Annotated in this window: 19 protein-coding genes and 2 tRNA genes; 10 read left to right on the forward strand and 11 right to left on the reverse strand. The window is 40.8% G+C overall.

Translation table 11 applies throughout. From position 1 onward, the window contains the following. Positions 1–30: 30 nt before the first annotated feature. From BV214_RS00105 to mutS, 3 genes are all read right to left on the reverse strand, one after another. A tRNA-Leu gene (locus BV214_RS00105) sits at positions 31–115 on the reverse strand. A gap of 127 nt (positions 116–242) precedes the next feature. Further along, positions 243–315, reverse strand: a tRNA-Gly gene (locus BV214_RS00110). A gap of 167 nt (positions 316–482) precedes the next feature. Next, positions 483–3,059, reverse strand: coding sequence for a DNA mismatch repair protein MutS (mutS, locus tag BV214_RS00115; protein ID WP_086475543.1), 2,577 nt, complete (start codon positions 3,057–3,059; stop codon positions 483–485). 205 nt (positions 3,060–3,264) lie between these two features. On the opposite strand from mutS, the gene BV214_RS00120 reads away from it, so the two are divergent. Beyond that, positions 3,265–3,798, forward strand: coding sequence for an RNA methyltransferase (locus BV214_RS00120; protein WP_086475447.1), 534 nt, complete (start codon positions 3,265–3,267; stop codon positions 3,796–3,798). 10 nt (positions 3,799–3,808) lie between these two features. Here BV214_RS00120 and folK read toward each other — a convergent pair whose 3' ends face one another. Further along, on the reverse strand, positions 3,809–4,954 hold the full coding sequence (folK, locus tag BV214_RS00125; protein WP_086475448.1) for a 2-amino-4-hydroxy-6-hydroxymethyldihydropteridine diphosphokinase: 1,146 nt from the start codon (positions 4,952–4,954) through the stop codon (positions 3,809–3,811). A gap of 228 nt (positions 4,955–5,182) precedes the next feature. On the opposite strand from folK, the gene sppA reads away from it, so the two are divergent. From sppA to BV214_RS00140, 3 genes are all read left to right on the forward strand, one after another. Then, complete coding sequence (sppA, locus tag BV214_RS00130) at positions 5,183–6,943, forward strand: signal peptide peptidase SppA (RefSeq protein ID WP_086475449.1); 1,761 nt, start codon at positions 5,183–5,185, stop codon at positions 6,941–6,943. Positions 6,944–7,164: 221 nt separating this feature from the next. Next, positions 7,165–7,884: a queuosine precursor transporter gene (locus BV214_RS00135; RefSeq protein WP_086475450.1), complete on the forward strand. Its 720-nt coding sequence runs from the start codon at positions 7,165–7,167 to the stop codon at positions 7,882–7,884. 217 nt (positions 7,885–8,101) lie between these two features. Further along, positions 8,102–10,864 carry an AsmA-like C-terminal region-containing protein gene (locus BV214_RS00140; protein ID WP_086475451.1) on the forward strand — a complete coding sequence of 921 codons (2,763 nt, stop codon included), beginning with the start codon at positions 8,102–8,104 and terminating at the stop codon, positions 10,862–10,864. Here the strand turns inward: BV214_RS00140 and BV214_RS00145 are convergent. Next, positions 10,857–11,651, reverse strand: coding sequence for a DUF2797 domain-containing protein (locus BV214_RS00145; RefSeq protein WP_086475452.1), 795 nt, complete (start codon positions 11,649–11,651; stop codon positions 10,857–10,859). The genes BV214_RS00140 and BV214_RS00145 overlap by 8 nt on opposite strands. Before the next feature lie 111 nt (positions 11,652–11,762). On the opposite strand from BV214_RS00145, the gene BV214_RS00150 reads away from it, so the two are divergent. Then, complete coding sequence (locus BV214_RS00150) at positions 11,763–13,277, forward strand: GH3 auxin-responsive promoter family protein (RefSeq protein ID WP_086475453.1); 1,515 nt, start codon at positions 11,763–11,765, stop codon at positions 13,275–13,277. 81 nt (positions 13,278–13,358) lie between these two features. Next, on the forward strand, positions 13,359–13,904 hold the full coding sequence (locus BV214_RS00155) for a hypothetical protein (protein ID WP_086475454.1): 546 nt from the start codon (positions 13,359–13,361) through the stop codon (positions 13,902–13,904). Between the two features lie 249 nt (positions 13,905–14,153). Here the strand turns inward: BV214_RS00155 and clpX are convergent, their stop codons facing one another. The 6 genes from clpX to BV214_RS00185 all read right to left on the reverse strand — a co-directional run bounded on the left by clpX (position 14,154) and on the right by BV214_RS00185 (position 19,853). Next, complete coding sequence (clpX, locus tag BV214_RS00160) at positions 14,154–15,389, reverse strand: ATP-dependent Clp protease ATP-binding subunit ClpX (protein WP_086475455.1); 1,236 nt, start codon at positions 15,387–15,389, stop codon at positions 14,154–14,156. Positions 15,390–15,486: 97 nt separating this feature from the next. Further along, a complete protein-coding gene (gene clpP / locus BV214_RS00165; RefSeq protein ID WP_086475456.1) occupies positions 15,487–16,167 on the reverse strand; it encodes an ATP-dependent Clp endopeptidase proteolytic subunit ClpP in 681 nt (226 codons plus the stop codon). A gap of 173 nt (positions 16,168–16,340) precedes the next feature. Next, positions 16,341–17,666: a trigger factor gene (gene tig / locus BV214_RS00170; RefSeq protein WP_086475457.1), complete on the reverse strand. Its 1,326-nt coding sequence runs from the start codon at positions 17,664–17,666 to the stop codon at positions 16,341–16,343. 98 nt (positions 17,667–17,764) lie between these two features. Continuing rightward, positions 17,765–18,115, reverse strand: a complete 351-nt coding sequence (locus BV214_RS00175; protein WP_086475458.1) for a phage holin family protein — start codon at positions 18,113–18,115, stop codon at positions 17,765–17,767. A gap of 250 nt (positions 18,116–18,365) precedes the next feature. Further along, the gene (locus BV214_RS00180) at positions 18,366–19,136 is read right to left on the reverse strand and encodes an alpha/beta fold hydrolase (protein ID WP_086475459.1); all 771 of its coding nucleotides are present in this window, start codon (positions 19,134–19,136) and stop codon (positions 18,366–18,368) included. Between the two features lie 3 nt (positions 19,137–19,139). Next, positions 19,140–19,853 (reverse strand): pyridoxine 5'-phosphate synthase, encoded by a 714-nt coding sequence (locus BV214_RS00185; RefSeq protein ID WP_086475460.1) that lies wholly within the window; start codon positions 19,851–19,853, stop codon positions 19,140–19,142. Positions 19,854–20,118: 265 nt separating this feature from the next. Here BV214_RS00185 and BV214_RS00190 point away from each other — a divergent pair, with 265 nt between their 5' ends. From BV214_RS00190 to BV214_RS00205, 4 genes are all read left to right on the forward strand, one after another. Beyond that, complete coding sequence (locus BV214_RS00190) at positions 20,119–20,775, forward strand: CBS domain-containing protein (RefSeq protein WP_086475461.1); 657 nt, start codon at positions 20,119–20,121, stop codon at positions 20,773–20,775. Positions 20,776–20,780: 5 nt separating this feature from the next. Next, complete coding sequence (locus BV214_RS00195) at positions 20,781–21,662, forward strand: NAD kinase (RefSeq protein WP_086475462.1); 882 nt, start codon at positions 20,781–20,783, stop codon at positions 21,660–21,662. 116 nt (positions 21,663–21,778) lie between these two features. Then, positions 21,779–22,468, forward strand: coding sequence for a type IX secretion system protein PorG (gene porG / locus BV214_RS00200; RefSeq protein WP_086475463.1), 690 nt, complete (start codon positions 21,779–21,781; stop codon positions 22,466–22,468). Between the two features lie 7 nt (positions 22,469–22,475). Next, on the forward strand, positions 22,476–23,216 hold the full coding sequence (locus BV214_RS00205) for an isoprenyl transferase (RefSeq protein ID WP_086475464.1): 741 nt from the start codon (positions 22,476–22,478) through the stop codon (positions 23,214–23,216). Positions 23,217–23,228: the final 12 nt, after the last annotated feature.

Below are 23,228 nucleotides of genomic sequence, written 5' to 3' on the forward strand. Positions count from 1 at the left end.
AAGCTTTCACTTTGGTCTTTTCTTCATTCGTACTCGAGGCGGGACTTGAACCCGCACGGCCATAATGGCCATTGGATTTTAAGTCCAACGTGTCTACCAATTCCACCACTCGAGCCTCTGCTGTTTTGCAGGTTTCCACATCTGGTAGAACGTGGAGGTTTAATGAGCGAAAAACGGCCCCTATGCTTCGGGGGAACCCTTTGCCGACATAAATGTCGATGGAGGGCGGTTTTCGTCTTGCGAGCGAAAAACGGGATTCGAACCCGCGACCTCCACCTTGGCAAGGTGGCGCTCTACCAACTGAGCTATTTTCGCCTTTTTCTTTATGAACGTCGCATCCTTCTCGAATGCGGGAGCAAATTTAATATATTTCTACATATTGCAAAGCCTTTTTCACTAAAAAGTATCATATTCTTTCTAATTGGCATAGGATGAGTGGGTTGGGTAATAGCATCTTTCTTTCCTAGTAGGGCCAAAAGAACCTATGCATTCTTCTTTTTAGTGAGCAATCGTTTTATCTCGTTGAGCTTCATTAACGCTTCTACGGGGGTTAAGGTGTTGATATCTAGATGGGTTATCTCTTCTTTGATCTCTTCCAGTAAGGGGTCGTCCAAATTAAAGAAGCTTAGTTGCATCTCATTCTGCACCAATTGCAATTTATCCGTAAGCTCTTCGCTGGAATGTGATTTTTCCAATTTCTTAAGGATATTATTGGCTTTATGGATTACCTGTTGGGGCATTCCCGCCATTTTTGCTACATGGATCCCAAAACTATGCTCACTACCCCCTGGGGTTAGCTTTCGTAAAAAGAGTACGTTATCCTCTAATTCCTTTACCGCTACATTGTAGTTCTTTATACGTTCAAAGGTATTGGTCATTTCGTTGAGCTCGTGATAATGCGTAGCGAAAAGTGTTTTGGCCTTCGCAGGGTGCTCGTGTAAATATTCGGATATTGCCCAGGCAATGGAAATGCCATCATAGGTGCTGGTACCCCTACCTATCTCATCCAGTAAAACCAAACTGCGTTCCGAAAGGTTGTTAAGGATAGAGGCGGTCTCGTTCATTTCTACCATAAAGGTAGATTCTCCCATGGAAATATTATCACTGGCGCCTACACGGGTAAATATTTTGTCTACATAACCAATTTTGGCAGAGGTGGCAGGAACAAAGCAGCCCATCTGTGCCAAGAGGACAATAAGTGCAGTCTGTCTTAATATGGCCGATTTACCACTCATGTTGGGACCGGTAATCATGATAATCTGCTGTTCCTCCCTATTTAGGATAAGGTCGTTGGCAATGTATTCTTCTTCAAAAGGCAATTGCCTCTCAATAACAGGATGCCTACCGCCAACAATAGACAATTCAGTGGAATCGTCCATCACAGGAGCTACGTAATTATTATCAATGGCCAATTGGGTAAATCCGCATAAGCAGTCTAATTGAGCTACTAAGTGGGCATTATTCTGGACGGGAGCAATATACTCTTGCATCCATACCACCAACTGGGAGAACAGTTGCTGTTCTAACTCCAGGATGCGCTCTTCTGCCCCCAGTATTTTGGCTTCGTATTCTTTTAGTTCTTCGGTAATATAACGTTCTGCGTTTACCAGGGTCTGTTTACGGATCCATTCTTCCGGCACTTTGTCCTTATGGGTGTTACGCACCTCTATATAGTAACCAAAAACGTTATTGGACGCTATTTTTAGGGAGGTAATACCTGTACGTTCGGTTTCGCGTTCCAGCATTTTGTCCAAGTAATCCTTTCCTGAAAATGCCAAATCCCGTAATTCATCCAATTCCTGGGAATACCCCTTGGCAATTGTTTTTCCCTTAGCAAGGTTTACCGGGGCCTCTTCGTTCAGCATTTTGTTGATCTTATCGCGTAACAACTCGCAACCGTGCAGCTGGTCCCCTAAAAGGGCTAATGCCTCGTTCTTGGTTTTTACGGTCAACTCCTTAATGGGGACAATGGCTTCTAGAGAATTCTTTAACTGCACCACCTCCTTGGGGTTTATTTTACCCGTAGCTACCTTGGAAATTAGTCGTTCCAAATCTCCAATTTGTTTAATGGAGTTTCTCAGTGGATGAAGCACCTCCTCATTGTCCTTTAAATGGCCAATTACCTGGTGTCTCCTGTTAATTTTCTCGATGTTTTTCAACGGTAGGGCCAACCATCTTTTTAACATCCGTCCGCCCATAGGGGATAGGGTTTTGTCTATAACATCTAGTAGGGTTACGGCATTTTGATGGGTAGAATGGTATAATTCCAAGTTTCGGATGGTAAACCGGTCCATCCAAATATGTTCTTCCTCCGCAATACGTTGTAAACTGCTTATGTGTTGTAGCTGTTTGTGTTGGGTATCGGATAGGTAGTGCATTATCACCCCCGCAGCCACAACCCCATGGCTTAAGTGATCTACCCCAAAGCCTTTTAAGCTCTTGGTCTGGAAGTGGTTGGTGAGCGATTCAAAGGCGTAATCTTCCTGAAATACCCAGTCTTCCGTGTAATAAGTGTGGAATTGGGTGCCAAATACAGCGGAAAATTCTTTTCTGTTAGATTTTGATACCAAGACTTCATTTGGGGAGAAGTTCTGCAGTAATTTATCAATCTGCTCCTCATTCCCCTCCGATGTTAGGAACTCTCCGGTAGAGATATCCACAAAGGCAATGCCCAATCGCTTTCTGCCAAAATGGACCGCACAAAGAAAATTGTTGTTTTTCGCCGTTAGGATATCATCGTTCATAGCTACCCCAGGAGTCACCAATTCTGTAACACCCCTTTTTACAATGGTTTTGGTAAGTTTGGGGTCTTCCAATTGGTCGCAAATAGCCACTCGTTGACCTGCTTTCACCAATTTAGGTAAGTAGGTGTTTAAGGAGTGATGTGGGAATCCAGCTAATTCTGTCTTATCCCCACCGTTGTTCCGATGGGTAAGGATGATTCCCAAAATTTGTGAGGCCTTAACTGCATCTTCACCAAAGGTCTCATAAAAGTCGCCCACTCTAAACAATAAAAGGGCATCTGGATATTTCACCTTTATGGTGTTGTACTGCTTCATTAAAGGTGTAACCTTTTTTGTCTTTCCTGTATCTCCCAAAAGCGAATTTATTAACTTATTTTTGTGTCCAATCTAAAATAACGAAATTAAGGCTTATCTATTGGAATGCCTACTTTTGTTGATATTTTGAGGATAACTTATTGAAAAAGCGACCGAATTTATTTCCGCTAGGAAGTTAAATGGAGGTGTAATAAAGTAATTGGGAATGCGTAAACTGGAGAATAGTGAATTAGACCGACTTAATGTAGAGGAGTTTAAAAAACAACCAAAGACGCCTATATGTATAGTGTTAGATAATGTGAGGAGTTTAAATAATATTGGTTCTGTTTTTAGAACGGCTGATGCTTTTTTAATCGAAAAAATTTATCTCTGTGGTATTACTGCCACCCCGCCCCATAAAGATATTCATAAAACCGCACTGGGAGCTACAGACAGCGTGGCGTGGGAATACTGTAAGGATGCCTTAGAGGTAGTGGAGAAGCTACAGCAAGAAGGGTATGCTGTATATTCTGTTGAACAGGCAGAAAATGCCAGTATGTTAAACCGCTTTGAAGGGGAAAAAGAGATGAAATACGCCTTGGTCTTTGGAAATGAGGTGAAAGGCGTCTCTCAAAAGGTGGTCTCCAAAAGCAATGGCGTTTTGGAAATACCCCAATACGGAACCAAGCACTCTCTTAATATTTCAGTAAGTGTAGGGATTGTGGTCTGGGACCTGTGGTCCAAATTACAAGGGGAGTAGATTGGTAGACCTAAACGGATAGCTGTACGGCAAATTGTTGAATCTTGTAGAGGATGTGTTCGTAATCTTCTTTGTTCTTAACAAAATCCAGTTCGCTTATATCAATGATTAAGTTGTTCTGTTCCGGAAAACTCTTGATGTAGTCAAAATAACCGTGGTTGATTTTTTCCAAATAAGCTCCCTCTATATGTTGCTCGTAACTTCTTCCTCTTTTTTTGATGTTTTGGATGAGTCGTTCCGTATTCTGGTATAGGTAAACAAACATTCTAGGTCTTTGCACCTCCTTATACATCATGTGGAACAACTTGCGGTAGAGGTTAAACTCTTCTTCTTGAAGGGTAACTTTCGCAAAAATCAAGGATTTATGGATGTCGTAATCACTAACCATAAAGTTTTTGAACAAGTCGTACTGAGACGTATCGTCCATGAACTGCTGATACCTGTCGGCTAAAAAAGACATTTCCAAGGGAAACGCAAATCGTGCCGGGTCCTCGTAAAACTTAGGTAGAAAAGCATTGTCTGCAAATCGCTCTAGTACCAACTTTGCATTGTAGTCCTCTCCAATCTTGGTGGCCAAGGTGGTCTTCCCAGCGCCAATATTTCCTTCAATGGAGATGAAATGGAGTTGAGAAAACAACTGTGTTCTGTTGATGTATAATTTATGGGGAGTCCGCACTATTTCACTCTTATCCTTGCATTCCTGCAATAGGTTCCTAGTATCTTTATTAGCGATAGGATGGTAAAATTGTGGTGCTATGTCTGCCAATGGCCGTAATACAAACCTTCTTTTAGAAAGGTTGGGGTGGGGAATCTCCAGGTGTTCTGTTTTAAGGATCTCCTTGTCGTAATATAGAATGTCCAAATCCAAGGTCCGAGAGGCATAACCACTAATTAGTTTTCGTTCTCTGCCTAATAAAACTTCAATTTGAAGCAACTCCTCCAGTAGTTCCGGGGGTGATAACTGGGTTTCTACACAGATACAGGCATTGTAAAATGGATCCCCGTCAAAACCCCAAGCGGGAGTTTCGTACACATGGGAGGTCTTGGTAACCTTTCCAACACGGGAATTGATTTGGAATATTCCATCTTGTAAAAGGTGGAGTCTATCCCCTAAATTGCTCCCGAGGGAGATGTATGTAGTGGTGCTTGGGTTCATCTTAGGCAGGCAAAGTAAATAAAAGAAATCAACTTCATAAAAGGAATGTTATTAACAAAGCGGTAAAACGCATTAAGAATGGGAGCGTTTTGGGCTGGTAGCCCCCTAGATTGGCAGGGTGTCTTTGCTTGTAGTAAAAAGATGGACCATAAATATTTTGTAAGAATTTTAAATAACATAAAAATCCTAATAACTATCTTTGTGAGTTATCGTTAATTCCTGATTTAAATGAAGTTTTTAAGAAATTTACTAGCCTCTATTATAGGCGGACTTATAGCGTTTGGGATCCTGTTTGTGATGTTTATGGTCTTTATGGCCTTAGTCGGGAATAGGGATGGCACCGTGGGAGTAAAAGATAACTCTGTACTGGAATTACAGTTGCAGTACCCCATCGAGGACTATGTAGGTATGGATGATTCCGACCCATTTGCTGGACTCTTCAATGTTAATCAAGGGTTGGATGAGTTGTTGCATGCTATTCGGGTGGCCAAGGAAGATCGGAAAATTAAGGGGATTAGTATCAGTAACAGTGTTTTACTTGCTGGGCTTTCCCAAACCCACGCCATACGCAATGCGCTAAAAGATTTCCAGGAAAGTGGAAAGTTTATAGTTGCCTATGGAGATTTCTTTACCCAGAAAGATTACTATCTGGCAAGTGTGGCCAACGAGGTTTTTTTAAATCCTGTGGGGGCTATGGATTTTAGGGGCTTGTCTACCGAGGTGCTGTTCTTTAAGGAGTTGCAGGAAAAAACCGGTGTTAAAATGGAGGTTATTAGGCACGGGAAATACAAGAGTGCGGTAGAGCCTTTTATTGCCAATGAAATGAGCGACGCCAACAGGAGTCAGATCAAGGAATTATTAGATGCTCTATGGGGCACAGTGCTCACGGATATTTCGGAGAGTAGAGGGCTTTCTGTAGATGACCTAAATCAAATAGCGGATACCTTGGGGGCTAGGACCACTACCTATGCTTTAAAATCTGGTTTAATAGATCAATTGGCGCATTACGACGAGTATGAAGCAAGGATTAAGGAAAACCTTGGATTGGATTTGGAAGAAGAGATTAACTACGTGGCTTTAGAAGATTACATAAAGACCGCTAAAAAGAAACGCCTCCATACCGGGAAGGATAGGATAGCGGTAATTTATGCCCAAGGGGAAATATGGTACGGCGAAGGAGGACCCAACGTAATTGGGCAAGGAATCATTAACGAGGCCTTAAAAAAAGCTAGGAAAGATGAAAGTGTTAAAGCTATTGTGCTTAGAGTAAACTCCCCAGGAGGTAGTGCGCTTGCCTCCGATATTATCTGGAGGGAAATAGAAATTACGAAGGAAGTGAAGCCGGTCTTGGTCTCTATGGGAGATGTAGCGGCCTCGGGAGGGTACTATATTGCAGCTGGAGCTAACAGAATATTTGCCGAGCCTACTACTATTACCGGATCTATCGGCGTTTTTGGTACGGTGCCCAATGTAAGCGAATTGGCAGAGGATATTGGAATAAATGCTGAGCAGGTGGGGACCAATAAAAATGCAGTGGAGTATTCCTTGTTTAAGCCAATGCAGGAGACTTTTAGGAACAATGTGCAAGAGGGGATAGCGGAGGTGTACAATACCTTCTTAGACCGCGTGGCGGAAGGAAGGGGAATTACCCTAGCCCAAGCAGATAGTTTGGCGCAAGGACGTGTATGGAGTGGGGTAGATGCCAAACGATTGGGGCTGGTAGATGAATTGGGAGGATTGGATGATGCTATTGCCGCTGCAGCAGAGATGGTAGATCTAGAAACCTACCGCATACAGCGTTTGCCCAAATACAAGTCTGGCTTCGAAAAATTTATGGAAGATTTTGGGGGAACTGGTGCTAAGGGTAAGGAAGCCTTGATTGAAAAGGAAATTGGGGCAGAAGCCTACAAAATTTTAAAGGAAGTGCGCTCGGTTATGGAAAATAAAGGAGTGCAGGCTCGTATGCCCTTTACGTTACAGATTAAATAAAATAATAGAGCTGCCTTGGAGTCAAGGTAGCTCTATTATTTCTTATACCCATATATTGTTGGTAGTTGAGAATGTCACCAAATTTTTGATTCCACGAGGCAAGAGGATATTGCAACTATTCACTTTGGGTTGTTTACATTTGTTCTTTTGTTAAACGACAGATATCCCATACAGGTGATTTTGTCATAATCTATGGTGATATTAAAAAATATACAACAGTAATGGAGGAAGGTAGCTTAAAGGAAGCGGATAAGAAACTGGCCTTTAAAATATACCTCTACCTTGGGGCTTTGTTCATCACCTCCCTAGTGGTGTCTAACCTTATATTTCAAAAATTTTTTTATTGGAATCCTTTTGGGGATTTCACGGTTTTTGGGGCGCCATTGTTCGAGATTTCGGTGGGAGTATTGCCCTATCCTATCACCTTTTTAATAACAGATCTTATATCGGAGATTTATGGAAGGAAAAAAGCGAACCAGGTGGTGACCGCAGGGATTTTTGCCTCCATTTTTTCCATGGGAATTGTTTTGGTGGCTAATTTTGTACCAGCAATAGACGGCTCTCCAGTAAACGATCAGGTGTTTAACCAGGTGTTTTCGCTTTCTCCTATTGCGGTTATCGCCTCTATGATGGCTTATCTGTTTGCCCAATATATAGATATAGGGATCTACCACTTTTGGAAAAAAATGACGAAAGGAAAGCACCTATGGTTGCGAAACAATTTTTCAACCTTTCTTTCTCAGTTTATAGACACCTTTACGGTAGTGGGGCTTTTGTGTGTTTTTGGGGTGCTCCCATGGCATATGTTTTATGGCCTAGTGATTAGCGGGTTTGTTTTTAAGGTAATTGTAGCTTCCTTGGACACCCCTTTTCTCTATTTTTTCGTATATCTATTTAGAAAGCGATTTAAATTGGATGTAAATCAGGAATTAAAGATATAAGGATAATAAAATTGGCTTTTTACGGTTCTGAGGGTGCGGCCCTGTAACCGGTGCTGCAATGGTCTGTAAAGATTAACGGCAAGAGGTTGTTACCTGCAAAAACAATAGGCGTGCCCTGAGACTGAATTGGGTTGCCTTGAATGAGCCAATATTGAAATTGAAATAGGCAATTAAGTTAGTTGTTCAAGATTATCTTGTAAAAAAATAGGAGTATAAAATGAAAAATAAGGTTTTAAAGGTTATTGGAGGTATTCTTTTGATAGTCGTTTTGTTGCTAATTGCAACCCCATTTTTCTTAAAGGGAAAAATTGCGGACATTATTAAAAATAAAGTAAATAGTAGTATTAACGCGTCGTTCGATTTTTCCGATGCAGATCTTACCTTGTTTTCTAGTTTCCCGTATGCTAGGGTTACCATGAAGGATATAACCCTTATTAATAGGGCTCCCTTTGAAGGGGATACTTTGTTTGCTGCTAAAGGGGTAGCGCTAAATATGTCGGTTAAAGAATTATTGAAAGACGCTTCCGAGCCCATAATATTAAAGAGCCTTAAGGTGGATGGGGGTAGATTAAATATAAAGGTTGATAAGGAAGAGAACGCCAATTATGATATTGCCTTGGAGGAAACTGGAGGGCAGGAAACAGTTAGTGCTAATCCCTCCCAAAGCCAATTTACCTTGTCTTTGGAGTCCTATGAAATTAAAGATGCTATTATTCAGTATGGGGATGCTTCCACAGGAATATTCCTTACGGTGGAGGAGATGAACCACATGGGGACGGGCGATCTGTCCTTGGCTACTTCAGAGCTAGATACGGAAACCAGTGGACGGGTATCTTTTGTGATGGATAGTACCCAGTATCTAAATCGAAATCCCGTTAAGCTAAAGGCGCTGATTGGGATAGATCTTAAAGAAAACAAATATACTTTTTTGGAGAATGAAGCTCTTGTAAATCAATTGCCTCTTGTTTTTGATGGGTTTGTAAAGTTAAACGAGGATAATCAGGAAGTGGATATTAGCTTTAAAACACCTTCCTCCGATTTCAAGAACTTTTTAGCTGTGATTCCAGAGGTGTATTCCAAAAACATAGAAAAGGTGACCACTACCGGGAATTTTACGGTACAAGGGGAGTTTAAAGGTGTGGTGGATGAGAAACACATTCCTAAATTTAAAATCGATATCAACTCTGAGAATGCTTCCTTTAAATACCCCGATTTGCCAAAATCCGTCAGGAATGTTTTTATTGATACAGAGATATCCAATACTACTGGGATAACAGAAGACACCTTTATAGATATTAGAAGGCTGTCTTTTATGATAGATGAGGATAAATTTAATATGGTTGCCAAAATTCGTGATTTAATGGGCAATACTAAAGTAGATGCGCAGGTAGATGGTAAAATGAATTTGGCAAATATATCTAAAGCCTATCCAGTGCCTTCGGGAATGGATTTGAAGGGTATTTTGAATGCTGATATCGCTACTGCTTTTGATATGGCCTCCATAGAGCGCAAGGAATATGCGAAAACTAGAACCAAGGGCACCCTTTTATTGAAGGATTTTGAATATAAATCCGATGAAATTCCGAGTCCCGTTATACTGCAGTCCACCGCGGTTTCCTTTAATCCTACTACGGTAAGCCTTACGGAGCTAAAAGGGAAAACTGGGAATACAGATTTTGATGCTACGGGTACCATCGATAACCTGTTGGGCTTTATGTTCAATAATGAAAAGGTGGAAGGTAGGTTTAACCTAAAATCGAATGTCTTTGATATTTCAGATTTTATGGTAGCCACTGACGAGGGAGAAAATAAAGGGGAAGAATTAGCAGCCTCTAGTTCCTCAGTTCCTTCCGAGGAAAAAATCAAGATTCCGTCGTTTTTAGATTGCACCATAAATGCGAGTGCCAATACCGTGGTCTATGACAACCTGAGATTGAAAGATGTAAAGGGAACACTCAAAATAAAGGATGAAACGGCTACTCTCTCTAATATGTCCTCTTCTCTATTTAATGGGATCTTGGCGGTTAATGGAGAGGTGTCTACCAAAGGGAAAACACCCACCTTTGCCATGGACTTAGGGATGAATAATTTTAGTATAGCCGAAACGTTTAATGGGCTAGAGATGTTTAGGACTTTGGCTCCTATAGCTAAAATACTACACGGTGCCATGAATTCCGAAGTGCGTATTTCGGGGAATTTAAAGGACGATTTTACCCCTAACTTATTGTCCGTAACAGGAAGTATATTGGCAGAGTTAATGACAAGTAAAATTGATGCCAAGGATGCTCCGTTGTTGTCTGCCCTGGATGGGAAGTTGAATTTTTTAGATCTAGAAAACCTAAATTTAAAAAATTTAAAAACCGATCTAAATTTTGAGGACGGGGTAGTAAAAGTAAAACCATTTACGCTTAACTATAAGGATTTTGCTATTGATGTTGCGGGAAGCCATTCTTTTGATCAGGAATTAAATTATAGAGCCACCATTCAGGTGCCAGCCAAATATCTAGGGAAAGAGGTTGAGCAATTAATGGCACGCATCAACGAGTCGTCCCTAGAGGAGCTCACAGTTCCGGTTACGGCAACTATAGGTGGGGCTTATACCAATCCCAAAATCAGCACGGACCTAGCCTCTGGTATTAAGAATATTACGGCGCAGTTGGTAGAAATAGAGAAGCAAAAACTAATTAATAAAGGAAAGGATAAGGCGAAGGATGTTATTGGTGATATCCTTGCCAAGAATCAAAAGAAAACGGATTCTACCAAGAAAGAGAATGCCGAAAAGGTGAAGGATGTTTTAGGCGGAATTCTTGGTGGCACCACTAAGAAAAACGATACGGTCACCAAAAAAGATTCCGTGGAGACAGGTAGTAGAGAAGCACAAAAGGAAGCACAAAAAGAGGCTGCTAAGAAAATACTGGGCGGCCTCTTTGGAAAGAAAAAGGAACCAACGGAGGAAACAAAAAAGGATTCTGTTAATTAAATTCTAGTGACACCACTGAACCCTCGTTGCTACGAATGTTAAAGACCGTATTGTCTTCAAAAATAAGATATTGACCCTTAATCCCTTTTAGGACCCCCTGGTAAGCAGGGGTCTTGGTTAGGTTTAGGCTTTTAACCTTGGTGGGGTATTGAAGCACAGGAAACTCTAATTGGGTTTCCTGCTTGTTTTCCAAGTAATATTCCAAGGCCTCTTCAGGTAGGTATTGCTTTAGTTTGTTGCGGACTTCTACCAGGTCTTCGTCTACCACGTTGTTGGTGAGCATTTTGCGCCAGTTGGTCTTGTCGGCCACATGGTCTTTAAGTGCTACCTCCGTAATTCCGGCCAGATACCTGTTGGGAACCTCCACTATTTCTATAGCTTCATGTGCTCCCTGGTCTATCCATCTTGTAGGGACCTGGGTTTTTCTGGTTACGCCCACCTTAATGGTACTAGAATTGGCTAAATAGACAATGTGTGGCTGTAGCTGAACTTTTTTTTCATACTCAAGATCCCGATCCTCTTGGTCTAAATGCGCGGTACTTAACTCTGGACGCATAATCCATTCCCCGGCCGAGGGGATGTCGAAAAAACAAGTCCTGCAAAATCCTTGTCGGTAAATGGGGCGTTCTTCGCCGCAATTTAAGCATTGGTATCCAAGATGTTGTATCTTGAGCTCCTTATTGAGTACCTGGTTCATATTTAAGAAATCGCCATCAAATAGTAAGTAGTATTGAATGGGTTCTCCTATTTCTGTTTCCATCTTTCTTAACACTCCCTGGTACTGCATATAACTTTTCTTATGTAAATTCTATTTGATTATGAATTCAATTAAAACTATTTTTAGCTAAAATAAAAAAATAACTTCCCGTCCTTAAATTCGGGATAAAGATACCTAAAAATGCCCATACCCCTATTTAATTCAATTGCTTCCTGGTTATTGAAAAAGCGGTACCATCAGATAGAACTTTTTTTAAAATATCCGGAGGAAGTTCAGGATGAGGTGTTGCATCAATTGCTGTCCATTGCCGAAGGTACCGAAGTGGGTAAGCAATACGGATTCAACTCCATTTCCAATTATGAGGCCTTTGTAGAGCGTGTGCCTATCACCACCTATGAAGAGGTAGAGCCTATGATAGAACGGACTAGAAGAGGAGAACAGAATATTTTTTGGCCCACTAATATAAAATGGTTTGCCAAAAGTAGCGGGACTACCAACGCCAAAAGTAAATTTATTCCAGTGAGTACGGAATCTTTGGAGGATTGCCATTATAAATCGGCCAAGGATCTACTTTGCCTATATCTGAATAACAATGAGAACTCCCAGCTTTTCACCGGTAAAGGACTTCGGTTGGGAGGTAGTACGGAGGTGTATCAGGACAACGGTACTTTCTTTGGGGATCTTTCTGCTATTCTTATAGACAATATGCCTTTCTGGGCAGAACTTAGCAGTACGCCTAGTAATAAGGTGTCCCTTATGAGCGAATGGGAGTGCAAGTTGCAGGCAATTATTAAAGAGAGTATTCAGGAGAATGTTACCAGCTTGGCGGGCGTGCCTTCTTGGATGTTGGTATTGTTGAACCAAGTATTGGAAGAAACGGGGAAACAGCACTTATTTGAGGTTTGGGAAAACCTAGAAGTGTATTTCCACGGAGGTGTAAGCTTTAATCCGTATAAGGATCAGTACCAGGCCATGCTCCCTAGAAAAAGCTTTAATTATTACGAGATTTATAATGCTTCGGAGGGCTTCTTTGCTATACAGGATAGGAACAATTCCGATGATCTTTTGTTGATGTTGGATTATGGTATATTCTATGAGTTTATACCTATGGATACCTATGGCAGTGCCCAGGAAACCACCGTCCCCCTTTGGAATGTTAAGCTGAATACCAATTATGCCATTGTAATTACTACTAATGCCGGACTTTGGCGCTATAAGATTGGGGATACCGTTCGCTTTACCTCCCTAAACCCTTACAGGATAAAGGTTACTGGAAGAACCAAACATCATATTAATGTTTTTGGGGAAGAGTTGATTATAGAGAATGCAGAGGAAGCGCTTAAGCAGATTTGCAAGAAGACCGGTGCAGAAATTATAGACTATACCGTAGCGCCCATATTTATGGTGGGGAATGATAAGGGGGCTCATGAATGGATCATAGAATTTAGAAAGGAACCTGAAGAACTGGCATCTTTTGTGGAGTTCTTGGATAACTCCCTGAAATCGTTAAATTCGGATTATGAAGCAAAGCGATATAATAACATTACCCTGCGCTTGCCCAAGGTTCATATTGCTCGGGAGAACCTGTTTTACGATTGGCTGAAATCTAAAGGAAAATTGGGTGGCCAACATAAGATTCCCAGACTGTCTAACACACGGGATTATATCGAGGAATTACTTCATATGAACAAATAAATAAGGTATGTAAGTAAAAAAATCACAACTTGTTTCTGCAATAGTACTCTCCCCCGTTTTTAATAATTTAAATTAATTGTTATGGCGAAAAAATTAGTGATACTTTCGGACAAGTGGGGCTCAAAAAAGGGCTTGTGGATTACCTCTTATTTAGGATATCTTCAGCAATATTATGACATATCTTATTACGACATTCAGGAATTAGCCAATATTCATTTAGAAGTGAATTCAGATGAGAACGTAGGTAAGGCGTTTGATGAGGGTGGCATAGTAACTGCCGCAGCACATTTGGTAAAGAATGTAACAGAACCTAGTCACTTTTTAGCCTTTGGTATGGGAGGCGTCATTGCTTGGAAGGCCGCTCTAAAAGGGCTTCCAATGAAATCATTATATGCTATTTCCAGTGCAAGATTGGATAAGGAGTCTCAGGCTCCTACGGCCGATGTTAAGCTTTTGTATGGCGAGTGTGATATGTGTAAGCCATCCCAACAGTGGTTGGCTCAGATTGGGGCTAAGACCGAAATAGTAAAAGGTTTTGGGCACGACCTCTACTCCGATGAGAAAATTATAATCAAGGTGTGTCAAGAATTATTGACCAAAATCACAAAAAAACAGTTTGTCGCTTAACCTAGGGCTTAGGTTTGTACCCTCGCTTGTCCCTTGTTGCATCAACTTACATAGAAAGGCTGTCTCCCATTGTTGTGAGATGGCCTTATTGCCGTTTGGGTGTAAGAGGTCTATGCTTCTTGGGCGCAGGTAGATCTATTGGCTCAGTGAGGGAAGGGGCAGCACCTATCTGTTTAAGTGATCTAGGGGAGGGGCCTAATATAGAGGGGTAGGTAATATGGATTAATCCTTATAAAGAAAAAAGCAGTCTTAAGAGACTGCTTTTAATTTATTGATTGTTTCGTAAGAGAGCTTATCCTCTGCATAGGATTTAGTTACCTTAAAGGTAGTTTCTTCCGAGCTGGGCAACTCAAACATGGCATCGGTAAAAATGGCCTCACAAAGAGAACGAAGTCCCCTTGCTCCCAATTTGTACTCAATGGCTTTATCTACGATGTAGTCTAATGCTTCATCAGTTATTTCAAAAGAGATATCGTCCATATTGAACAATTTCTCATATTGCTTTATGATTGCATTCTTGGGCTGCGTTAAAATGGCCCTTAAGGTCTTTTTATCCAAGGGGTTCATGTGGGTGAGAACAGGCAATCTTCCTATGATTTCCGGAATTAGACCAAAATCCTTTAAGTCTTTCGGTATAATATATTGTAGAATATTCTCCTGATCTAACTTTTCCTCGGCCTTGGAAGCGCTGTAACCAACAGCTTGCATATTCAGTCTTTTGGTAATAAGACGTTCAATACCGTCAAAGGCCCCTCCGGCAATAAACAGGATGTTCTCTGTATTGACCTCTATAAACTTTTGGTCTGGGTGCTTACGGCCTCCTTTTGGGGGTACGTTTACTACCGTTCCTTCCAAAAGCTTAAGCAATCCTTGCTGTACGCCCTCTCCAGAAACGTCTCTGGTGATAGATGGGTTGTCGCTTTTACGGGCTATCTTATCTATTTCGTCAATAAATACAATCCCTCGCTCTGCCCTTTCTAAGTTGTAATCCGCAGCCTGCAGTAAGCGGGTAAGGATACTTTCTACGTCTTCCCCAACATAACCTGCTTCTGTAAGTACCGTAGCGTCTACTATGGTTAAAGGTACATTAAGCATTTTGGCAATGGTTTTAGCCATTAAGGTTTTACCGGTACCGGTTTGCCCTGCCATTATAATATTACTCTTTTGGATCTCTATGTCGTCTTCCTTGCTCTTTGGTTGTAACAATCGCTTATAGTGATTGTAAACTGCAACAGACATTACTCTTTTGGTTCTGTCCTGACCAATAATATAGGTGTCTAAAAACTCCTTGATCTCCAAAGGCTTTTTTAGGGTCAATTCGGAAGATAGGTCCTGATTTTTTGTTTGTTTGGATTCTTCGGCCACAATACCATGTGCCTGTTCTATACAACGGTCACAAATATGGGCGTCTAAACCTGCAATCAATAAATTGGTTTCCGGTTTTTTTCTTCCACAAAAAGAGCATTCTAAATTTTCTTTTGCCATATCATTTTATCACTTTCAATAATAGAAACGAACTTGTTCGTTTTTTTCTGTTCTGCATCTATGGGCAAAACTTTATTTTCCTAGCAGTTAGTCGGTCTTATTCGGTTTCCCTTACCAAGATTTCATCAATCATGCCATACTCCATGGCCTCATTGGCTTTCATCCAGTAATCCCGGTCGCTGTCCTCGGTAACTTTTTCTAGTGGCTGTCCAGAGTGTTTTGAAATTATTTGGTACAGCTCATCTTTTAGTTTTAAAATTTCCCTTGCGGTAATTTCAATATCACTGGCTTGGCCTTGCGCTCCGCCTAAGGGTTGATGAATCATAACCCTAGAGTGGGTAAGTCCACTGCGTTTTCCTTTTTCGCCAGCACATAATAGGATGGCTCCCATAGAAGCGGCCATTCCCGTACAAATAGTGGCTACATCGGGTTTTATGAACTGCATGGTGTCATAGATGCCCAATCCGGCATATACACTTCCACCAGGAGAGTTGATGTATATTTGAATGTCCTTGGATGCATCGGTACTTTCTAGGAAAAGCAATTGCGCCTGCACTATGTTTGCTACCTGATCATTGATACCTGTACCCAAGAAGATGATCCTATCCATCATAAGTCTGGAGAAGACATCCATTGCTACCGCATTTAGCTGCCTTTCCTCTATGATGTTAGGGGTTAGGTTAGTGGGGTACATGCTATTGAGAATGTTGTCATAGTACATGCTATTGATCCCGTGATGGTTAATAGCGTAGTTTTTAAATTCTTTCCCGTAATCCATATTTTTTATTCGAGGTTTTATAAGATAAAAAAAGTGTCGAAAATAATATTCCCGACACTGTAAATATACTTATTTTTCGTGTAACTTAACATTAACCGCTGTTAAGGAGGGGCCAAAACTATCAAGGTCTTGGCCTTTCCCAAGCAGTATGTTTGTTTTTAACGGAATTGGACTTAATTGCCGTAAGCTTCCTTTACAAAGTCTTCAAAAGTAACTTCCTTAACTTTCAGGTTGGCTTTCTCCTTGTAAAGGTTCAATAATTTTTGGCTCATCAATTGCTCGCTCAACCTTTTTACTTCCTCTTGGTTAGAAAGTACTCTGGCAGCAATATTGTCTAATTCCTCTTCTTTTGGATCTAACTGGCCAAATTGAGCCATTTGTTGCTTGATAAATCCTTTGGCGTACTCTTTTAACTCTTCAAATTGAATTTGAATGTCATTTGCCTCTATGATTTTTCCTTCAATCAACTGATAGCGTAATCCCTTTTCAGATTTTTCAAATTCTTCAGCAGCTTCTTCCTCGGTTAATGGTTTTTCGCCTGTAGTCTGAATCCATTTGGTTAAAAATTCTGTAGGAAGGTCAAACTTTGTGTTTTCAATAAAGTGCTCGGTAATGTCGTTAAGCAACTTTTGGTCGGACTGCTGCTCAAATTGCTTTTCCGTATCTTCCTTGATTCTGTTTCTTAACTCTTCCTCGGAAGTAATGGTTCCCTCTCCGTAAAGTTTGTCAAACAACTCCTGATCCAATTTGGCAGGCTCTGTTTCGTTTATTTCCTCAATGGTGAAAGTAACCTCTATGTCTAAATCTTTAGCTTTTTCTGCTTCAATGCCTAAAGCACCTCTCAGTAAATGCTCTTCCTTAAACAAATCCTTTGTTTTAAGGGTTACTGCATCTCCAACTTTTTTACCCAATAGACTGTCTATGGCTTCCTTGCTTTCAATCTTTTCGATTTCTATAACAGTCTTGTTTTCAATCTCCTCGGCCTCGTTGGTGAACGTACCGCTCACTTCATCTTTATTGCCTACTTCGGCCTTGCTGATAAGTTTACCGTATTGCTTCTGAAAACGCTCTATTTGTTCATCAATCATTTTGTCATCAGCAACAATCTTGTAGTGGGTTAAGGCTTCCTTAGTCTTAAGATCTACCTCGAAAGAAGGAGCTAGGCCCAATTCAAATTCGAATGCAAAGTTTTCGGCATCCCAATCAAAATTGTCTTGTTGCTTAGGTAATGGATTCCCTAAAACGTCTAACTTCTCTTCGGTAAGATATTTGTTTAGGTTGTCTTGTAGCAGTTTGTTTACCTCATCTACCAAAACAGCTTTTCCATATTGCTTCTTGATCAACCCCATAGGAACCTGTCCTTTTCTGAATCCAGGGATATTGGCTTGCTTTCTGTAGTCCTTTAATATAGTCTCTACCTTGTCTTGATAATCCTCCTTGGATACCGCAACGGTTACTACTGCATTTAGTTCGTCTATCTGCTCTTTAGTGATATTCATGTGTTATCTGTATTTTGCTAAAATAAAATGGGATGCAAAAGTACTGTATTTTATAATTTTCAACAAGTTTTTAAACCACTGAATGTCAAAAAGGTATCTTAAAGTTTTTTGTCGTCGTTTAGAAGCTTATAAAATATAGATTGCAAGAAGGATAGCAATAGGCTAAAAAGGAGTGCCCACCAGATATTCCCTACCACAAAACCGTCAACTAGGCTATCAGTTAAAAGGATAATTATAGCGTTGATTATTAGTAGGAAAAGTCCAAGGGTGAGAATGGTTACCGGTAGGGTGAGTATAATTAGGATGGGTTTAACAATGAAATTCAATAATCCCAGTACTATGGCTACTATAATGGCGGTAGTGTAGCTGGCTACTGTTACTCCAGGTAAAATAGCGTCTAAAATAACTATGGCAACTGCGGTAAGAAGTATTCTTAATAGTAGTTTCATGATTTGTTTGTGGGTTAAATAGGGTTAATCTACTTTATGATAATAAAAATAATCATTTTTTTAAAGGAAGCATCCCCCCGGCATTCAATATTGCGGTAAAAAACATCTTGGTTCCTAGGAGTGGGGGTGGAGTGGGTTAGGGATAAAATACAGGAAATGTTTTATCCCTAACCGTGTCCAAATTGGTTATTGGTAAAATGATGCACGTTGCCTGTAGCACTTAGGCATGCTGCATGTTAAATCTTGGGAGCTATTCTTTAAAAAAGGGGATGGATTTAGCCAAAAACTCCTTCGGGTTTTCCGCGTGTAGCCAATGGCCGGCATTGCTTATGGTCTCCACGCTTGCCCTTGGAAAATGTTTCTGGATAGCTCTAGTATCATCATCGGTAATGTAGTCAGATTTATCTCCCCTAAGGAATAAAGTGGGCCCTTCATAGGAGTCCGTGGCCCCTATGTTTGTGCCAATTTCCTCCATGCGTTCGCTTAGTACCTCTAAATTAAACCTGAAATCTAAGACTCCTTTTTCTGCCCAATAAAGGTTTTTTAGTAAGAACTGCCTAACTCCAGGTTGGGTGATATACCTTGTTAAGCGATCGTTGGCTTCCTGTCTAGACGAAATTTCGCGAACTTTTATAGCCTTTAGTCCGCTAAGAATTTCCTGGTGGTGTGGCGGATAGTATTTAGGTGCAATATCGGCAACTAGTAGTTTTTTTACCTTCTCTGGGTGTGTACAGGCAAATTGCATGGCTACTTTGCCGCCCATACTATGTCCTAATAGGATAGCACTACTTAAGTTGTGATGTTCCATATAGCGGTTTAAGTCTTCTGCCATCACATCGTAATTAAACGTTGTGGCATGAAAACTTTTACCGTGGTTGCGTTGGTCTATCAAATGTACTTCAAAGCCTTCCTCCCCGTATTGTTTTCCTAGGGTTTTCCAGTTGTCCAGCATTCCTAAAAATCCGTGAAGGATAAGAAGGGGTTCTCCTGCTCCTATGATGTTGGAATGTAATACCTCCATGTTTTACTTTAATTTATTTAGATACATATTTACTACGTTCTCTAAGCCTAGGTAGAGCGACTCCGAAATTAGGGCATGGCCAATAGAGACCTCCAGTAAGTGAGGAACACTTTCTTTAAAGTACTGAATATTGTCCAGGCTTAGGTCGTGCCCAGCATTAATGCCCAACCCTAGTTGATGTCCAATATTGGCTGCTTCCGCAAACGGAAGTACCCCCGCCTTATTCCCGTTTTCGTAGGCAACGGCGTAGCTTTCTGTATATAATTCGATGCGATCCGTACCTGTTAAGGCAGCGCCTTCCACCATTTTAAGGTCTGGGTCTACAAAAATAGAGGTGCGTATGCCATTGCTTTTGAAGGTATGGATAACCTCTTTTAAAAAGTCTTTGTGTTTTATAGTGTCCCAGCCTTCATTGGAGGTAATGGCATCTACGTCATCAGGAACCAGCGTAACCTGGGTGGGCTTTAATTCTAATACAAGGTCAATAAATTTAGGAATAGGGTTCCCTTCTATATTGTATTCTGTGGTAACTACCTTTTTTAGGTCCCTAGCATCCTTGTAGGTAATATGCCTTTCGTCTGGTCTAGGGTGGATGGTGATCCCTTGCGCGCCAAAAGCCTCAATATCTTGGGCGGCTTTTACAAGGTTAGGAACGTTGCCTCCCCTCGAGTTTCTAATTGTAGCAATTTTATTTACGTTAACGCTAAGCTTTGTCATAACTTACTTCTATGTTTAAAAGACAAAAATACAAATTAGGCATACCTTTTGTTCCTTTTAAAGTGAAAGAATTTATCTGAAGGGCTAGCGGGGCGAGCTTCCTTGGGTAATGAGCTTGGAAAGTGGTTTCCGGCCTTTCCTAAAAACAGAATGCAATGCGTACTAATAAGTGGTGAGAAGTTGATGCTCTGGGCAAGATTACTTGTTTCAACTTTGGCGCTAAGGATTTTTTATTAGTATTTTGCATTATAATAGAAGTAGAGAGATGCAGATTCAAGAAAGCATATTAACAACAGTGCCGGTATTTAAAGTGACGGATTCGATGAAAGAAGCGATTCAGTTCTTTGAACAGACCACCTATTCCCATGTAGCAGTAGTGGATAAAGGGGTTTATATAGGAATGTTGGAAAAAAATGACCTGGAAAGTTATAGCCCGGATAAGATCATTGAGGTAGATAGGTATCAGTTAGCTACATTTTTAGTGAGGCCAGAGGCTACTTGGTTAGATGCTTTGGCAACGTTTTCTAAAAACGAAGCCAATCTTGTGCCGGTAGTAGACAATGCAGGGAAAGTGATGGGGTATTATGACCTTATAGATATCGTGAATCTGTTTATTGATACCCCGTTTTTTACAGATCCTGGAGGGATTCTGGTATTGGCAAAAGGGATTAAGGACTATTCGTTTAGTGAGATTGCGCAGATTGTAGAAAGCAATAATCTAAAATTGATCGGAGCCTTTATTACGGACAGTAGGAGTGATGTAATACAGATTACCATAAAGATTAGTGCTACTAATCTAAATGAGGTGATCCAAACCTTTAGACGATATAACTACACAATTTTATATGGTAATGATGACGATCAGCTGCTGGAGAACCTAAAACAACGATCCGATTATCTGGATAAATACCTTAACGTTTAACAATTATGAAGGTAGCCGTTTACGGAATAGCTTACCAAGAGTCTGCTGTAGAATATGTTTTGGAGCTTATAGATGAGTTGCAAAAGGAACAAGCGGAAATTTATTTTGAAGAATCATTTTACAACTTTATAGTGCAGCGTCACAAGGTGGACGACTATCCCACTTTTACAAATAAAGTAGGGTTAGATAAAACCTTCGATATGTTTGTGAGCTTCGGTGGGGACGGTACTATTTTAAGGGCTACTACCTATGTTCGGGATTTGGGAATTCCTATAGTAGGGGTAAATACGGGCCGACTAGGGTTCTTGTCTACCTTTAAAAAGGAAGATGTGCGTAAGGTGGTCCAAGAATTTGTGGCCGGAGCCTATATTATTGAGGAGCGTTGTTTAGTGGAAATCGCCGAGTCTTCCGATATTCCCGAGTTTAAGGAGCTGAATTTTGCTCTGAATGAGATTACCGTGAGTAGAAAGGATACCACCTCAATGATTACTATAGAAACCTATCTTAATGATGAATACCTAACCTCCTATTGGGCAGATGGATTTATAGTTTCTACCCCAACAGGATCTACCGGATACTCCCTAAGTTGTGGAGGTCCCGTTATGGCGCCCTCGGTAAAGTCCTTTGTCTTAACCCCTATTGCCCCGCATAACCTTAACGCCAGGCCCTTGGTTATATCAGACGATACAGTAATCCGACTAAAAGTTTCCGGAAGGGCCAAAGGACATTTGGTATCTTTAGACTCCCGGATTGCTACCGTACCCAATGGGAAAGAAATTTTGGTGCGTAAGGCTCCCTTTACTATTAAGATGATAGAGTACACCTCGGAGAGTTTCCTAAAAACACTTAGAAATAAATTGTTGTGGGGAGAGGATAGACGTAACTGATTCTTTTCGGTAAACAATAAAAAAGTGCAAAACCAGTTTATCAGGTTAGAACAAGAATGTAATTAATTGATGATCTAAGTGGTTCAATTGGTTATATTTGCAAACTTTTAAGAATTATGAGGTTATTTCCTGTAGTGCTTCTTATATTTATTTTTTCCGGTGCATGGGGGCAAACCTATGAGGTTGGACTCTTTGCAGGGGGAGCAAATAATATAGGCGATGTGGGAAGAACCAATTATATAATGCCCTCCGGACCCGCTTTCGGAGGGCTGTTTAAATGGAATAAGAGTCAGCGTTACGCCTGGAGAGGTAGTGTTATTTATGGAGAGTTTGTAGCCGATGATGCTAAGTCCGATATGCCTTCCAGACAACAACGAGGGTATAGAATGACGAATAGTGTACTGGAGTTTTCTGCGGGACTCGAGTTTAATTTTGTGGAGTATAATTTACATAGGCTGGGGCCGGCATTTACCCCTTACCTATATACAGGAGCTACCTACTTTAGGTACGGGTATCATCATTTTGATGGTTCTGGTGATTTGCAGGATGTAGGGCAAAAGGACGGGGCCTTTGCAATTCCTATGACCGTAGGGGCAAAGCTTAGAGTGAGTCAGTTTTTTGTGGTAGGGGCGGAGATAGGAGCTAGGTATACCTTTACCGATAATTTGGATGCTAGTAATCCTTCCGGTTCTAATTTTGACGAAAATAAATTTGGAAATATTTATAGTGATGATTGGTATGTTTTTTCTGGTATAAGTTTTACGTATACCTTTGGACGAAAACCATGTCAAGATCCCTTCCAGTAATAGATATATGAGTACTACAACAGAAGGAAATAATAAAGCGCTGCCAAAACATATTGCCATTATTATGGATGGTAATGGCAGATGGGCAAAAAAACAAGGGAAATTACGCGTGTTTGGCCATGAGCATGGCGTAAAAACCGTAAGGAGAACCGTAGAAGACTGTGCAAAGTTGGGGGTGGAATATCTCACCCTATACACCTTTTCTACGGAAAACTGGAACAGGCCTAAGTTAGAAGTAGATACGCTTATGCGCCTTCTAGTCGCTTCCCTAAAAAAAGAGCTGGTAACCCTTACCAAAAACAATATTAGGTTAAACACCATAGGGAATATTGCTACCTTGCCCAAAAGGGCGCATAAGGAGTTGTTGGATGTAATGGAGAAAACCAAGGATAATTCCGGAATGGTATTAACTTTGGCACTTAGCTACGGTGCTAGGGAGGAGTTAAAGACTGCTATTCAACAAATAGCAACCAAAGTTAAAAATAATATAATTTCTATTGAAAATATTGATGAAACCATTATAAATAACCATCTTTACACGCATGATTTGCCTGATGTAGACCTCCTTATACGCACTAGTGGCGAGCAAAGGATCAGTAATTTTCTACTTTGGCAGATTGCATATGCTGAATTTTATTTTATTGATGTATTTTGGCCCGACTTTACGGAACATCACTTATTAGAAGCCATTGAAAATTACCAGAACAGAGAACGACGATTTGGAAAAACAAGCGAACAACTTATCTAGCGGCATGGGCAG

This window comes from Arenibacter amylolyticus (genome assembly GCF_002150785.1).
In the GTDB taxonomy this organism is placed as follows: Bacteria; Bacteroidota; Bacteroidia; order Flavobacteriales; family Flavobacteriaceae; genus Arenibacter; species Arenibacter amylolyticus.

Excerpts from the sequence above, each read along its gene's own strand:
- mutS (WP_086475543.1), bottom strand. The coding sequence starts at position 3,059 with ATGAAGCAGTACAACACCATAAAGGTGAAATATCCAGATGCCCTTTTA.
- BV214_RS00120 (WP_086475447.1), top strand. The coding sequence starts at position 3,265 with ATGCGTAAACTGGAGAATAGTGAATTAGACCGACTTAATGTAGAGGAG.
- folK (WP_086475448.1), bottom strand. The coding sequence starts at position 4,954 with ATGAACCCAAGCACCACTACATACATCTCCCTCGGGAGCAATTTAGGG.
- sppA (WP_086475449.1), top strand. The coding sequence starts at position 5,183 with ATGAAGTTTTTAAGAAATTTACTAGCCTCTATTATAGGCGGACTTATA.
- BV214_RS00135 (WP_086475450.1), top strand. The coding sequence starts at position 7,165 with ATGGAGGAAGGTAGCTTAAAGGAAGCGGATAAGAAACTGGCCTTTAAA.
- BV214_RS00140 (WP_086475451.1), top strand. The coding sequence starts at position 8,102 with ATGAAAAATAAGGTTTTAAAGGTTATTGGAGGTATTCTTTTGATAGTC.
- BV214_RS00145 (WP_086475452.1), bottom strand. The coding sequence starts at position 11,651 with ATGCAGTACCAGGGAGTGTTAAGAAAGATGGAAACAGAAATAGGAGAA.
- BV214_RS00150 (WP_086475453.1), top strand. The coding sequence starts at position 11,763 with ATGCCCATACCCCTATTTAATTCAATTGCTTCCTGGTTATTGAAAAAG.
- BV214_RS00155 (WP_086475454.1), top strand. The coding sequence starts at position 13,359 with ATGGCGAAAAAATTAGTGATACTTTCGGACAAGTGGGGCTCAAAAAAG.
- clpX (WP_086475455.1), bottom strand. The coding sequence starts at position 15,389 with ATGGCAAAAGAAAATTTAGAATGCTCTTTTTGTGGAAGAAAAAAACCG.
- clpP (WP_086475456.1), bottom strand. The coding sequence starts at position 16,167 with ATGGATTACGGGAAAGAATTTAAAAACTACGCTATTAACCATCACGGG.
- tig (WP_086475457.1), bottom strand. The coding sequence starts at position 17,666 with ATGAATATCACTAAAGAGCAGATAGACGAACTAAATGCAGTAGTAACC.
- BV214_RS00175 (WP_086475458.1), bottom strand. The coding sequence starts at position 18,115 with ATGAAACTACTATTAAGAATACTTCTTACCGCAGTTGCCATAGTTATT.
- BV214_RS00180 (WP_086475459.1), bottom strand. The coding sequence starts at position 19,136 with ATGGAGGTATTACATTCCAACATCATAGGAGCAGGAGAACCCCTTCTT.
- BV214_RS00185 (WP_086475460.1), bottom strand. The coding sequence starts at position 19,853 with ATGACAAAGCTTAGCGTTAACGTAAATAAAATTGCTACAATTAGAAAC.
- BV214_RS00190 (WP_086475461.1), top strand. The coding sequence starts at position 20,119 with ATGCAGATTCAAGAAAGCATATTAACAACAGTGCCGGTATTTAAAGTG.
- BV214_RS00195 (WP_086475462.1), top strand. The coding sequence starts at position 20,781 with ATGAAGGTAGCCGTTTACGGAATAGCTTACCAAGAGTCTGCTGTAGAA.
- porG (WP_086475463.1), top strand. The coding sequence starts at position 21,779 with ATGAGGTTATTTCCTGTAGTGCTTCTTATATTTATTTTTTCCGGTGCA.
- BV214_RS00205 (WP_086475464.1), top strand. The coding sequence starts at position 22,476 with ATGAGTACTACAACAGAAGGAAATAATAAAGCGCTGCCAAAACATATT.